We start from the raw sequence: 14,008 nt of genomic DNA, 5'->3' as shown, positions 1-14,008 counted from the left end.
CGACGACCGAAGACTCCTGCCGAGAGCTGCCCGGCGCGCTTCCGCGCACCGGGCACTCGAAACGGGGCGTACGGTCAGACCCCGTACGCCCCTGATGCGGTCAGCCGCAGCGCGGTGTCGATCAGGGGGACATGGCTGAACGCCTGCGGGAAGTTGCCGACCTGCCGCTGGCGCGCGGAGTCCCACTCCTCGGCCAGCAGACCCACGTCGTTGCGCAGTGCCAGCAGCTTCTCGAACAGCTTCCGGGCCTCTTCCACCCGGCCGATCATCGCCAGATCGTCGGCGAGCCAGAAGGAGCAGGCCAGAAAGGCCCCCTCCTCGCCCGCGAGGCCGTCCACGTTCTCGGCCGTGCCGTCGGCGCCCGCCTCGCTGCTGGTCGGGTAGCGCAGCACGAAGCCGTCCTCGGTGGTCAACTCCCGCTGGATGGCCTCGATGGTGCCGATCACCCGCTTGTCGTCCGGCGGCAGGAAGCCCATCTGCGGGATCAGCAGCAGCGAGGCGTCCAGCTCCTTGGAGCCGTAGGACTGGGTGAAGGTGTTCCGTTCCTTGTCGTAGCCCTTCTCGCAGACCTGGCGGTGGATCTCGTCCCGCAGGTTGCGCCACCGCTCCAGCGGCCCGTCCACGTCGCCCGACTCGATGAGCTTGACCGTGCGGTCGACGGCCACCCAGGCCATCACCTTGGAGTGCACGAAGTGCCGGCGCGGGCCGCGCACCTCCCAGATGCCCTCGTCCTTCTCCTCCCAGTGGTCCTCCAGATAGCCGATCAGCTTGAGCTGGAGCAGCTGGGCGTAGTCGTTGCGTGCCAGGCCCGTCATATGGCCCAGGTGCAGTGCCTCGACCATCTCGCCGTACACATCGAGCTGGAGCTGGCCCGCCGCACCGTTCCCCACCCGCACCGGCTTGGAGCCCTCGTACCCCGGCAGCCAGCTCAACTCGGCCTCGGACAACTCGCGTTCGCCCGCGATGCCGTACATGATCTGGAGGTTCTCCGGGTCGCCGGCGACCGCCCTCAGCAGCCACTCGCGCCACGCGCGGGCCTCTTCGCGGTACCCGGTGCGCAGGAGGGAGGAGAGGGTGATGGCCGCGTCCCTCAGCCAGGTGAAACGGTAGTCCCAGTTCCGTACCCCGCCGATCTCCTCCGGCAGCGAGGTGGTCGGCGCGGCGACGATCCCGCCGGTGGGCGCGTAGGTCAGCGCCTTGAGCGTGATCAGCGAGCGCACCACGGCCTCCCGGTAGGGCCCGTGGTACGTGCAGGTCTCGACCCACTCGCGCCAGAAGTCCTCGGTGGTGCGCAGCGCCTCCTCCGGCTCGGGAAGCTCCGGCGCGGGCCGGTGCGACGCCTCCCAGCTGATGGTGAACGCCACCCGGTCGCCGGGGCCGACGGTGAAGTCGGAGTAGGTCGTCAGGTCCTTTCCGTAGGTGTCGGCCTCGGTGTCCAGCCAGACCGAGTCCGGCCCGGCGACGGCGACCGTGCGCCGGCCCTCCTTGTGCACCCACGGCACCACCCAGCCGTAGGAGAACCGCATCCGCAGTGCCGAGCGCATCCGCACCCGCCCGCTGACGCCCTCCACGATGCGCACCAACTGCGGTGCGTGGTTCTCACGCGGAGGCATGAAGTCGATGATCCGGACGGTACCCCGAGGGGTGTCCCACTCCGATTCCAGTACGAGGGAGTCCCCCCGGTAGCGGCGGCGGTCGGCCGGTGGCGGGTCGCCGCCGGCCGGGTGCGCCGGACCCACCCGCCAGAACCCGTGCTCCTCGGTGCCGAGCAGCCCGGCGAACACCGCATGGGAGTCGAAGCGGGGTAGGCAGAGCCAGTCGGCCGAGCCGTCCCTGCCGATCAGGGCCGCAGTCTGCATATCCCCGATGAGTGCGTAATCTTCGATGCGCCCAGCCACGTGCATCTCCAGTCGAACGAACTGCGACGCCCCCGCGGGACGTGCTGGATGACCTGTGAGTTTCTGCCTGTCCCCAGGCAAGTGTCCGTGCAGGATACGACGCAGCGATCCCTTCCGCCCGACGGTCGGCTGAGTCCGGCTGCGCCGATGGGGTGAGCTTGACCGAGGGCTTCACCTGCTGCGACTCTCCCGTCACCCTGGGGCGCACCCGGTCGAGACGCCCACCCGCCGACGGGCCTCGGCAGCGGCACCGCCCCCTCGGCACTGTTACGCTGGTAGCCCGTGGAGCGGTGGGCGCGCGAACGCGAAGTGTTCGAGACGGCAGCCCCCCGAACCGCAGCGAGGCCACCCGGGCCACCCATCCGGGACGCAGCCATCGCACCCCACCAAGCGACCACGGGAGCCCCCTCTTGGCCATGCCGCCTACGTCCATGACGACCAAGCACCTCTTCGTCACCGGGGGTGTCGCCTCCTCGCTCGGCAAGGGGCTCACCGCCTCCAGCCTGGGCGCGCTCCTGAAGGCGCGCGGCCTGCGGGTGACCATGCAGAAGCTCGACCCCTACCTGAACGTCGACCCGGGCACGATGAACCCTTTCCAGCACGGTGAGGTGTTCGTCACCAACGACGGCGCCGAGACCGACCTGGACATCGGCCACTACGAGCGCTTCCTCGACGTCGACCTCGACGGCAGCGCCAACGTCACCACCGGCCAGGTCTACTCCACGGTCATCGCCAAGGAGCGGCGCGGCGAGTACCTGGGCGACACCGTGCAGGTCATCCCGCACATCACCAACGAGATCAAGCACCGCATCCGCCGGATGGCCACCGACGACGTGGACGTCGTCATCACCGAGGTCGGCGGCACCGTCGGCGACATCGAGTCGCTCCCCTTCCTGGAAGCCGTCCGCCAGGTCCGGCACGAGGTGGGCCGCGACAACGTCTTCGTCGTCCACATCTCGCTGCTGCCCTACATCGGCCCCTCCGGGGAGCTGAAGACCAAGCCCACCCAGCACTCGGTCGCCGCGCTGCGCAACATCGGCATCCAGCCCGACGCCATCGTGCTGCGGGCCGACCGCGACGTGCCCGTCTCCATCAAGCGGAAGATCGGGCTGATGTGCGACGTGGACGACGCCGCCGTGGTCGCCTGCAAGGACGCGCGCTCCATCTACGACATCCCCAAGGTCGTGCACTCCGAGGGCCTGGACGCCTACGTCGTCCGCAAGCTGGACCTGCCCTTCCGCGACGTGGACTGGACCCAGTGGGACGACCTGCTGCGTCGGGTCCACCAGCCGGACCACGAGGTGCAGGTCGCCCTGGTCGGCAAGTACATCGACCTGCCCGACGCCTATCTGTCGGTCACCGAGGCGCTGCGGGCGGGCGGCTTCGCCAACCGGGCCCGCGTCAAGATCAAGTGGGTCACCTCAGACGACTGCCGCACCCCGGAAGGCGCCGAGCGCGAACTCGGCGACTGCGACGCCGTCTGCATCCCCGGCGGATTCGGCGAGCGCGGCGTGGACGGCAAGGTCGGCGCCATCACCTACGCCCGCGAGCACCGCGTTCCGCTGCTCGGCCTCTGCCTGGGGCTGCAGTGCATCGTCGTCGAGGGCGCCCGCAACCTGGCCGGCATCGAGGACGCCAACTCCACCGAGTTCGACCAGGGCACCGCACACCCGGTCATCTCCACCATGGAGGAGCAGCTCGACATCGTCGCGGGCGAGGGAGACATGGGTGGCACCATGCGGCTGGGCATGTACCCGGCCAAGCTCGCCGACGCCTCCATCGTGCGCGAGACCTACGGCGGCGAGCCCTACGTCGAGGAGCGCCACCGCCACCGCTACGAGGTCAACAACCACTACCGCACCGAACTGGAGAAGAAGGCCGGACTGGTCTTCTCCGGCACCTCGCCCGACAACAAGCTCGTCGAGTACGTCGAGTACCCGCGCGAGGTGCACCCCTACCTGGTCGGCACCCAGGCGCACCCCGAGCTGCGCTCCCGGCCGACCCGCCCGCACCCGCTCTTCGCCGGCCTGGTCAAGGCCGCCGTGGCGGGCCAGCAGGGGGAGTGAGCGCCGTGTCCGCGTCCCGTATCGCCGACACTCCCGAGGAGTGGGAGGTCACCGCGACCTCCACACCGTTCCAGGGCGCCAAGACGGGGGTCCGCACCGACCACGTCGTCATGCCCGACGGGGTCGCCGTCAGCCGCGACTACCAGACCCACCCCGGTTCGGTCGCCGTGCTGGCCCTGGACGACCAGGACCACGTGCTCGTCCTCAGCCAGTACCGGCACCCCGTCCGCGAGAAGCTGTGGGAGATCCCGGCCGGGCTGCTGGACGTCCCCGGCGAGAACCCGCTGGCCGCCGCGCAGCGGGAGCTGTACGAGGAGGCCCACGTCCAGGCCGAGGACTGGCGGGTCCTGGTCGACGTCTACACCACCCCCGGCGGCAGCGACGAAGCCGTGCGGATCTTCCTGGCCCGGCGGCTGTCCGAGGCCGAGGGCGCGCGCTTCGAGGTCTCCGGGGAAGAGGCCGACATGGAGCTGGCCAGGGTGCCGATGGAAGAACTGGTGCGGGGGGCGCTCGCCGGGCAGCTGCACAACAACTGCCTCGTGGTCGGGTGCCTGGCGCTGAGCGCCGCGCTCTCCAGCGGTGGCGGTCTCGGTGCGCTGCGTCCCGCCCAGGCCCCCTGGCCCGCCCGGCCCTTCGACCCGATGTAGCCGCCCGCGGGAGCCGCCCCGCGCTTCGCGCCCGCGCCTCCCCCGCCCCTCGCCGCGCGCGGCCGCCTTCCGGTGGTCCGCCGGGCGGGGCGGCGGGGCTCCCGGTCGGAGGCGCCCCGGCCCGGCCGACCTGAGCCGATGTGGTGATTCCCGGGGCGGGCGCGGGGCCCGTTCGCGCCGGTCGGCGGCCCGCGGTGAACTACGCTCGCCGTATTCGTCCGCGCACACACCAGGTGAACAGCGAACGGGAGCGTAGCCCGTGACAGATCAGGCGGTGCAGCCCGCGGCCGCGGGGCCGGGCCCCCACTCCTGCACGGGCCGCGACCGCGAACTGCGCGCGCTGCGCGCCGACCTGGAGAGCGCCGGGCTGCACACCATGTCCGGGCGCCCGCTCCCGCAGAGCCGGGTACTGCTGATCGCGGGGGCGGCCGGATCGGGCCGCACCACGCTGGCCGAGGAGTTCGTCCGGCAGGTGGCCGACCGCTATCCCGGCGGGGTGCTGCGGGCCCGGCTCACCGAGCCCGGCGGGATCCCGGTTCCCACCGAACGCACCGCCCGCGACCTGCTGGCCTCCCTTGCCCGGAGCGCCGGGCCCGGCTCGGCGCTCCGCCCCGAGGAGGACGCGGCGGTCCAGGACCCGCCGCCCGGTGCCGACCCGGCGGATGTCGCCGAGGCGCTGCGCTCCGCCCTCGAGCGCCGCGGCCGGGTCCTGCTGTTCCTCGACGACGTGGCCGACTCCGAGCAGCTCCTCGACCTGGCGCCGGAGAGCCGCGACTGCCTGGTGGTCGCCGTCTCCTCGGGGCCGCTCACCGATGTGCCCGACGTCCGCCCGTGCGCACTCGGCGGTCTCGACCGCACGAGTGCCGTGGCGCTGCTCTCCCGGCACGCCGGCTCCTCGCCCCGGGTCACCGTGGATCCGCGCAGCGCCGAGACACTCGTCGAGCAGTGCGGTGCCCTCCCGGCGGCGCTCACGCTGCTGAGCGGCTGGCTCGGCGCCCACCCCAAGCGGTCGTTGCTCGACGCCTCCCGGGCGCTGGCCGAAAGCGGTCCGCCGACGCCGGAGGAGGCGCACTCCGGCGAGGCCGCGCGGATCCCGGCGGCCCCGGACCCGCTGGAGCGGGCCTTCTGGCTCGTCCACGACTCCCTCCCGCGTCCGCAGGGGCGCCTGCTGCGGCTGCTCGCCCTCGCACCGGCGGGGTTCGTCGATCCGCAGCTCGCCTCCGCGCTCGGCGGCTGCTCGCTGAGCAGCGCGCACGCGGCGCTGGACGACTATGTGCGGCTCGGTCTGCTGCGTCCGCTCGACTCCGCCCACTACCGGGTTCCGGGGTGTCTGGATCCGCTGCTGCGCGCCGCGTCGGCCGCGCACGAGCAGCCGGACGAGGTGCTGCTGGCCCGGGCGCGGATGCTGGAGCGGCTGGTCAGCCGGCTCCAGGCATGCCGAGCGGTGTGCGAACCGTCGGGGTCCGAGGCGCGCCGGCAACTGGCGGGAATGCCGCGCGGGCTGCGCTTCCTGCATCCCCTGGAGGCGCGGAACTGGCTGCGCACCCGGCGCCCGGCGCTGCTGTCGGCCGTCCGGGCGGCCGTCGCGGAGGGCGCGGGCGAACTCGACACGCTGGCCCGCCGCCTGGTGTCGGCACTGGCCCGGGCCTTCGACGCGCACGAGGCGCCCGAGCAGGCCGCGTCCGACCGTTACGAACTGCACGAGCTGGTGCTGCTGGTGGCCGAGCGCAACGGCAGGGACCGGGAGCGTGCCGCCGCGCTGCTCAACCTCGGGGATCTGGACGCGCGCACGGATCGCTGGGCGGAGGCCCTCGTCCGCTACCGCGCGGCGCTGGACGCGGCATGGGAGGGAGAGGACGAGTGGGCGGCGGGCCGGGCCCTGGAGTCGCTGGGCGACGGCTACGCGGAGCTGGCCGACTGGGACCGCGCCGCCGACTGGTACGGCCGCGCGCTGGCGCTGCGGCTGGCCCGGGACGAACACGCGGACCGGGCGGCGGTGGCACGGCTGCACGGCCGGATCGGCGCCGTGCACACCTGGGCGGCGCGCCCGCAGGAGGCGTTGCGGGCGTGGCGGGCCGCGGCGGCCGCCTTCCGCAGGCTCCAGGAGCCGGCCGCGCGGGCGCGGGCGCTCGCCGAGGTGGCGGCGGTGCAGGAGCAGTCGGGGCGTCGGACGGACGCGCTGCGCACCTGGGGCCAGGCGTACGGGATCTCCCGGGACGCGGGGGAGGCCCGGCTGGCGGCGGAACTGGCGCTGCGGGCCGCGGAGGCGTGCGAGCGGGCCGGGAGCCTGCGGGACGCCCGGCGGTACCGGACGGCGGCCGCGCGGCTGCGGCGCCCCGCGGCGGGCTCCGCCGGGGCCGCGGGGGACTGAGAACCGGCCCGGCCCGGAACCGGAGCCGAGCGCGGGGCGCCGGAATGGGACCTGGCCGGGGACGGAACTGGCCGAGGGGTGGAAACGGAACGAATTCCCGGGCCCTCTGAGGAGTGTGACATGTGCCACTCGGTGACCGTTCGCGGCACTCGCGGGGGCGCTGTCGCGGCCCTCCGTCGGGAACCTGCGAATCACATAGCAATCTCGAAAAAGATCGACTGTTTGTAAGGCTGGACAGCTCAGCCTCCTTCATTAGACTGGTCGAGCCGCGGTCCCCCCGGTGTTTTCGAGCATGCGCGACCCGGCTTTCTCTGCCTTCTGCACCCCTGAGTGAAGGACCGTGATCGACGTGAAGGTCGGTATCCCCCGCGAGGTCAAGAACAACGAGTTCCGTGTCGCCATCACCCCGGCCGGGGTGAACGAACTGGTGCGGAATGGCCACGACGTGTACGTGGAGAAGGGCGCCGGGGTCGGCTCCTCCATCCCCGACACCGAGTACACCGGCGCCGGTGCCACCATCCTGGGCACGGCGGACGAGGTGTGGGCCACCGCCGACCTGCTGCTGAAGGTCAAGGAGCCGGTCGCCGAGGAGTACCACCGGCTCCGCAAGGACCAGACCCTCTTCACCTACCTCCACCTGGCCGCCTCGCGCGAGTGCACCGACGCGCTGCTGGAGTCGGGCACCACGGCCATCGCCTACGAGACCGTCGAGCCCGCCAACCGCACCCTTCCGCTGCTCGCCCCGATGTCCGAGGTCGCGGGCCGGATCGCCCCGCAGGTCGGCGCCTACCACCTGATGGCCTCCGCCGGCGGCCGCGGCGTGCTGCCCGGCGGGGTGCCCGGCGTGAACCCCGGCCGCGCCGTCGTGATCGGCGGTGGGGTCTCCGGCTGGAACGCCACCCAGATCGCGGTCGGTCTCGGCTTCCACGTCACCCTGCTGGACAAGGACGTCAACAAGCTCCGTGAGGCCGACAGGATCTTCGGCAACCGGGTGCGCACCATCACCTCCAACGCCTTCGAGCTGGAGCGTGCGGTGCTCGAGGCGGACCTGGTGGTCGGCGCCGTGCTGATCCCGGGCGCCAAGGCTCCGAAGCTGATCAGCAACGAGCTGGTCTCCCGGATGAAGCCGGGAAGTGTCCTTGTCGACATCGCGATCGACCAGGGCGGCTGCTTCGAGGACTCGCGGCCGACCACGCACGCCGAGCCGACCTTCCGCGTCCACGACTCGGTCTTCTACTGCGTCGCCAACATGCCCGGCGCCGTGCCGAACACCTCCACGCACGCGTTGACCAACGCGACGCTTCCGTACATCGTCGAGCTGGCCAACCGCGGCTGGCGGGAGGCGCTGCGCCGCGACCCGGCGCTGGCCAAGGGCCTCAACGCGCACGACGGCGAGGTCACTTACGGTCCGGTGGGCGAGGCGCACGACCTGCCGGTGCGGGACATCGCGACGCTGCTGGGCTGAGTCGCCGAGCGGGCCCGCCCGCCGTCGCGGGGCCGGGGCGAACCCGCGGTCAGGTCAACCCCCGGCGTCAACGTCGGCAACCTCACGTCACCGTCCGGGCCTTGGAGGGAAGGTCCGGACGGTGACGTCGTCGTGTCCGCGGGACGGCGACCCGACTTGCCCTTAACGTAACTGTCCAACCTTTTTGCCCACCGGGGAAACCGCCCCGACGTCACCCGGGAGCCTCTTGACAGCAGGGGGTCCGCATACCGACACATCGGGCCGTCTGAGCCGGATTGTGTTGCTGCGGACCGCCGACACGCCATAGAGTCGCCAACCGTCGGCATGGTGTCACGCTGACCTGTTGAGAAATTTCCTGGTCACCAAGGAGGTACGACGACTTGTGAACGAGTCGACATTTTCTCCCGGGGGTGGTCAACCAGGAGCGCCTGTACGAGGCCAGGGGTCCTCAGGTCCCACAGGACCCGAGGGTGTCGGCTCCGTCGCTGTCCGCACCTTCGCAGCCCACCAGAACCCGACGCCCACCATGACAGCCAACCAGAGCACGGACGGCCACCACGTGAACGCCACGGCCGGCGACGCTGCGAACGGTCCGTCCGCCGAGCGTTTCGCCGACTACAGTGACCCGCACTACGACCCCAACCAGGGCGAGCTGCCCGAGGGCCACTTCTACGATCCGGACGCGGAGTACGAACCCGATCCGGAGTACGCGGCCACCCTCGCGCCCGATGCCGCGCGCCAGCGCCGGGAGCGCATCGGCCCGACCGGACGCCCGCTGCCCTACTTCCCGATCCCCGGCCCGGTGAACGAGCACGGCCCGGCCAAGATCATCGCCATGTGCAACCAGAAGGGCGGCGTCGGCAAGACGACGTCGACCATCAACCTGGGCGCGGCGCTCGCGGAGTACGGACGACGCGTGCTGCTGGTCGACTTCGACCCGCAGGGTGCCCTCTCGGTCGGCCTCGGCGTCAATCCGATGGAACTTGACCTGACGGTCTACAACCTCCTGATGGAGCGCGGCCTGGCCCCCGACGAGGTGCTGCTGAAGACCGCGGTGGCCGGGATGGACCTGCTGCCCAGCAACATCGACCTGTCGGCGGCCGAGGTGCAGCTCGTCAGCGAGGTGGCCCGCGAGTCGACGCTGCAACGCGCGCTGGGTCCGCTGCTCAACGACTACGACTTCATCGTCATCGACTGCCAGCCCTCGCTCGGCCTGCTCACGGTCAACGCGCTCACCGCGGCGCACAAGGTGATCGTCCCGCTGGAGTGCGAGTTCTTCGCACTGCGCGGAGTCGCGCTGCTGACCGAGACGATCGAGAAGGTCCAGGAGCGGCTCAACCCGGAACTGGAGCTGGACGGCATCCTGGCGACGATGTACGACTCGCGGACCGTGCACAGCCGCGAGGTGCTCGCCCGGGTGGTCGAGGCGTTCGACGACAACGTCTACCACACCGTCATCGGGCGCACCGTCCGCTTCCCCGAGACCACCGTCGCGGGTGAGCCGATCACGACGTACGCCTCCAACTCCGTCGGCGCCGCCGCCTATCGCCAGCTCGCCAGGGAGGTGCTCGCCCGGTGCCACGCCGAGTGAGTCTCCCGGCAGCCGACGAATTGTTCCGTACGACAGGCGGCGCCGCCGTACAGCCGTCCGCGCCGCAGGAGGAGCGGTCCACGCAGGTCGGCCAGGCGAACGGGGAGGCCCCGGCGCAGCCTTCGGCGGCCCCGGACGCCCCTGCCGCTCCCAAGGTGCCCGCTCCCGCCTCCGAGCCGGTTCCGGAGACCGGCGGCGCCCAGCGCTCCGCGGCCGACGAGTCCGGCGGCGAGCCCGGCGGCGCACGCCGCACCGTGCGCGGTGCGCGCGGCACGGCCACAGCCGACGACCAGCGGAGCGCACCGCCCCAACAGGCGGGCCCGGCGCCCGGCGAGCGCACCGGGCGCCGCAGCGGCGCCGCCAAGGGCCGTCAGCCGGCCGGTGCTTCGGGAACGGCCTCCCCGACGGCCTCCGCCGCACCGGCGACCTCCCGCCGCGGCCGGGCGGCCCGCCGCCCCAGCGGGCGCGAGCGGCACGATGAGAAGATCACCGTTTATGTCTCGGCCGAGGAACTGATGGACCTCGAACACGCCCGGCTGGTGCTGCGCGGCGAACACGGACTCGCCGTCGACCGGGGGCGGATCGTGCGCGAGGCCGTGGCCGTCGTGCTGGCCGACCTCGAATCCCGCGGAGACGCGAGCATTCTCGTACGGCGGTTGCGCGGGCGCTGACCTGCTTGCCAGTACGCTGCCTGCGATGCCCACTCCTGACGACGCACTCCGCAGCCGGGGCTCCCGCCGACCGCTGGGGCGGGGGCCCGGGACGGCGTACGAGGCGGAGCCCGCCGCCGTCGGGAGTCCCGATGGAGCCGCGGCACCCCTACCGGCCCCCGCGGCGCCCCCCGCGCCGGTACCGGCGGAACGCGCCGCACCCGCGCCGGAGTCCGCCGAACCGCCCGGCGGACCGGCGGACGGGTCCGCGGCGGAATCCCCCGGGCCGGTCGACGCGTCCCCGGCCGGACCCCGCGCGGAGCCCGCAGCGGCGCCCCCCGTCGGTCCGGAAGAAGCCGCCGGACCGGCCGCCGGGGAAGCGCCCCCCGAATCATCCGCCGAGCCGGCCTGGGCCGCCGAGGGCGAGCAGGAGGCCGACGACGGGCGGTTCAGGGTCGTCCTCGACAACTTCGAGGGCCCCTTCGACCTGTTGCTCCAGCTCATCTCCAAACACAAGCTGGACGTCACCGAAGTCGCCCTCTCCCGGGTCACCGACGAGTTCATGGCCCACATCCGCGCCATGGGCCCCGAGTGGGACCTCGACCAGGCCACCGAGTTCCTCGTCGTCGCCGCCACGCTGCTCGACCTGAAGGCCGCCCGGCTGCTCCCGCAGGCCGAGGTGGAGGACGAGGCGGACCTGGCGCTGCTGGAGGCCCGGGACCTGCTCTTCGCACGGCTGCTCCAGTACCGCGCCTACAAAGAGATCGCGAACATCTTCGCGGCCCGGCTGGACGAGGAGGCCCGGCGCCACCCGCGCACCGTGGGGCTGGAACCGCACCACGCCGAGCTGCTGCCCGAGGTGGCCCTCAGCGTCGGCCCGGAGGGATTCGCCAGGCTGGCCGTCAAGGCGATGCGGCCCAAGCCCAAGCCGCAGGTGTACGTCGAGCACATCCACGCGCCGCTGGTCAGCGTCCGGGAGCAGGCCGAGGTGGTCGTGGCCAGGCTGCGGGAGCGGGGCGAGGCCAGCTTCCAGGAGCTGACCCGGGACGCCCCCGACACCCTCACCGTCGTCGCCCGCTTCCTCGCGCTGCTGGAGCTGTATCGGGAGCGGGCCGTCGCACTGGACCAGGACGAGGCGCTGGGCGCGCTCCTCGTCAGGTGGAGCGGCGCAGCGGACGCCCGGGACGGGACACCGCTGGTGACCGACGAGTTCGACCAGGAGCCAGGAGGGCGCAAGGATGACTGAAGCGGTCGGCGACCGGGCCGGAACCGGCGGGACACCCGGAGCGCCGGAGGCCGAGGCTCCGGAGCGGGCGGTCGAAGGCCCGGAGGCGAGCTGCGCGGAGACCTACGAGGTGCAGGAGGCCGCGGAGGAGCGCGGCGCGGCGGCGGAGCCCGCCGGGAGCGACGGCGTCGCGGAGCTGGCGCTGAAGCCCGCGCTGGAGGCGGTGCTGATGGTCGTCGACGAGCCCGCCACCCCCGAGCACCTGGCCAAGGTCCTGGAGCGGCGCCCGCGCGAGGTGTCGGACGCGCTGCGCGAGCTGGCCGACGCGTACACCGTCGAGGGCCGCGGCTTCGAGCTGCGGCTGGTCGCGGGCGGTTGGCGGTTCTACACCCGTGGTGACTACGCGGACGCGGTGGAGCGCTTCGTGCTGGACGGGCAGCAGGCCCGGCTGACCCAGGCGGCGCTGGAGACCCTCGCCGTCGTCGCCTACCGGCAGCCGGTCAGCCGCTCGAGGGTCTCCGCCGTCCGCGGTGTGAACTGCGACGGCGTGATGCGTACCCTGCTCCAGCGCGGTCTGCTGGAGGAGGCGGGCACGGAACCCGAGACAGGTGCGATCCTTTACAGGACGACGCATTACTTCCTGGAGCGGATGGGCCTGCGCGGCCTGGACGAGCTTCCGGAGCTGGCGCCCTTCCTCCCGGAAGCGGAGGCCGTCGAGGGGGAGACCCAGGAAGGTATGCCGTCGTTCGACGTAGACGATCCTTCCCCCGACTCCCAGACGGAACATTGATGCGAAGCAGCGGCAGGAACACCGGCGGAAACCGAGGCGGCAAACAGGGCGGCGCGAGCCGCGCCGGCCAGGAGGGCCGCGGGCAGGGCGCCCGGCGCGGGCAGGGCGCCTCCGGCGGCCGGCAGGGCCAGGGCGGGCAGCGGGGGCGGCAGCAGTCCGCGGACTCCCGGCCGCCGCGCCCCGAGGAGCGCCGCTACCCCCAGGGCGGCTCCGGGTCGGGCGGTTCCGGGTCCGGCACCTCCGGGTCCGGCGGTAGCGGCAGGCCCGGCGCCCCGAAGGCCAAGCCCGGCGCACCGAAGGGGCAGGGCGGCGCCGCCAAGGGCCAGGGCGGCAAGTCCGGCGGCAAGGGCAACGTGCGCAAGGACGTGACCAAGAGCGGCGCCCCCAAGGCACGCGCCCGCCGGGCCTCGGCGCCCGCGCGCCCCCGCGAGTACGAGGCGCAGATCGAGGAGCGCAACCGGGCCCGGCACAGCAAGCCCCCGGTCAAGCTCCCCAAGACGTTCGGCGAAGTGGAGGGCGAGCGCCTGCAGAAGGTGCTGGCACGTGCGGGCATGGGCTCCCGCCGCGCCTGCGAGGGACTGGTCGAGCAGGCCAGGGTCGAGGTCAACGGCGAGATCGTCCGGGAGCAGGGGCTGCGCGTCGACCCGGAGAAGGACGAGATCAAGGTCGACGGGCTGACCATCGCCACCCAGTCGTACCTCTTCTTCGCGCTGAACAAGCCCGCCGGAGTCGTCGCCTCCATGGAGGACCCCGACGGCCGTCAGTGCCTGGGCGACTACGTCCAGAACCGGGAGACCCGGCTCTTCCACGTGGGCCGTCTCGACACCGAGACCGAGGGGATCATCCTGCTCACCAACCACGGTGAGCTGGCCCACCGGCTCACCCATCCGCGGTACGGCGTGACCAAGACCTACCTGGCCGCCATCCAGGGGCCGCTGCCCCGGGACCTGGGCAAGCAGCTGAAGTCCGGGATCCGGCTCGACGACGGGTACGCGCGCGCCGACCACTTCCGGGTCGTGGAGAACACCGGGAAGAACTACCTGGTCGAGGTCGCGCTGCACGAGGGGCGCAAGCACATCGTGCGGCGCATGCTGGCCGAGGCCGGGTTCCCGGTGGAGCGGCTGGTGCGCACCCGCTTCGGCCCCATCGCGCTGGGCGACCAGAAGTCCGGCTGGCTCCGCCGCCTCACCAACACCGAGGTCGGCATGCTGATGGGCGAGGTCGGCCTGTAGCGGCGCGAGGCTCTCCGCAGCCGCGGAGGGCCTGCCCGCGCCCGCGGGCGCCCGGCCCGCGGCACCGGCGCCC

Annotated in this window: 10 protein-coding genes; 9 read left to right on the top strand and 1 reads right to left on the bottom strand. The window is 72.7% G+C overall.

Annotation, left to right across the window (positions count from 1 at the left end):
- Positions 1-74 precede the first annotated feature (74 nt).
- Positions 75-1,904 carry a glycoside hydrolase family 15 protein gene (locus ACFYMO_RS27035; RefSeq protein ID WP_366774527.1) on the bottom strand — a complete coding sequence of 610 codons (1,830 nt, stop codon included), beginning with the start codon at positions 1,902-1,904 and terminating at the stop codon, positions 75-77.
- A 410-nt stretch (positions 1,905-2,314) separates the two neighbouring features.
- On the opposite strand from ACFYMO_RS27035, the gene ACFYMO_RS27030 reads away from it, so the two are divergent.
- The 9 genes from ACFYMO_RS27030 (at position 2,315) to ACFYMO_RS26990 (ending at position 13,935) form a co-directional block, all read left to right on the top strand.
- Positions 2,315-3,964 (top strand): CTP synthase, encoded by a 1,650-nt coding sequence (locus tag ACFYMO_RS27030; protein WP_388549579.1) that lies wholly within the window; start codon positions 2,315-2,317, stop codon positions 3,962-3,964.
- A 5-nt stretch (positions 3,965-3,969) separates the two neighbouring features.
- Entirely contained in the window at positions 3,970-4,611 is a 642-nt protein-coding gene (locus tag ACFYMO_RS27025) for an NUDIX domain-containing protein (RefSeq protein ID WP_019354069.1), read from the top strand.
- Between the two features lie 259 nt (positions 4,612-4,870).
- Positions 4,871-6,982, top strand: coding sequence for an AAA family ATPase (locus tag ACFYMO_RS27020; protein ID WP_388549575.1), 2,112 nt, complete (start codon positions 4,871-4,873; stop codon positions 6,980-6,982).
- Between the two features lie 349 nt (positions 6,983-7,331).
- Positions 7,332-8,447, top strand: coding sequence for an alanine dehydrogenase (gene ald / locus ACFYMO_RS27015; protein ID WP_366774540.1), 1,116 nt, complete (start codon positions 7,332-7,334; stop codon positions 8,445-8,447).
- Between the two features lie 526 nt (positions 8,448-8,973).
- Positions 8,974-10,038 (top strand): ParA family protein, encoded by a 1,065-nt coding sequence (locus tag ACFYMO_RS27010; RefSeq protein ID WP_388549572.1) that lies wholly within the window; start codon positions 8,974-8,976, stop codon positions 10,036-10,038.
- The gene (locus ACFYMO_RS27005; RefSeq protein WP_366774541.1) at positions 10,035-10,709 is read left to right on the top strand and encodes a hypothetical protein; all 675 of its coding nucleotides are present in this window, start codon (positions 10,035-10,037) and stop codon (positions 10,707-10,709) included. Before ACFYMO_RS27010 ends, ACFYMO_RS27005 begins: the two co-directional genes overlap by 4 nt.
- A 25-nt stretch (positions 10,710-10,734) precedes the next feature.
- Entirely contained in the window at positions 10,735-11,934 is a 1,200-nt protein-coding gene (locus ACFYMO_RS27000) for a segregation and condensation protein A (protein ID WP_388549569.1), read from the top strand.
- Positions 11,927-12,703: an SMC-Scp complex subunit ScpB gene (scpB, locus tag ACFYMO_RS26995; RefSeq protein ID WP_366774531.1), complete on the top strand. Its 777-nt coding sequence runs from the start codon at positions 11,927-11,929 to the stop codon at positions 12,701-12,703. The genes ACFYMO_RS27000 and scpB overlap by 8 nt, the downstream gene beginning before the upstream one ends.
- Positions 12,703-13,935, top strand: coding sequence for a pseudouridine synthase (locus ACFYMO_RS26990; RefSeq protein ID WP_366774532.1), 1,233 nt, complete (start codon positions 12,703-12,705; stop codon positions 13,933-13,935). The genes scpB and ACFYMO_RS26990 overlap by 1 nt, the downstream gene beginning before the upstream one ends.
- Positions 13,936-14,008: the final 73 nt, after the last annotated feature.

The sequence above is a fragment of the Streptomyces sp. NPDC007025 genome (assembly GCF_042869455.1).
Lineage (GTDB): Bacteria > Actinomycetota > Actinomycetes > Streptomycetales > Streptomycetaceae > Streptomyces.
Note: the sequence above shows the minus strand (reverse complement) of the source record. Positions and strands in the feature narration are given on the sequence as shown.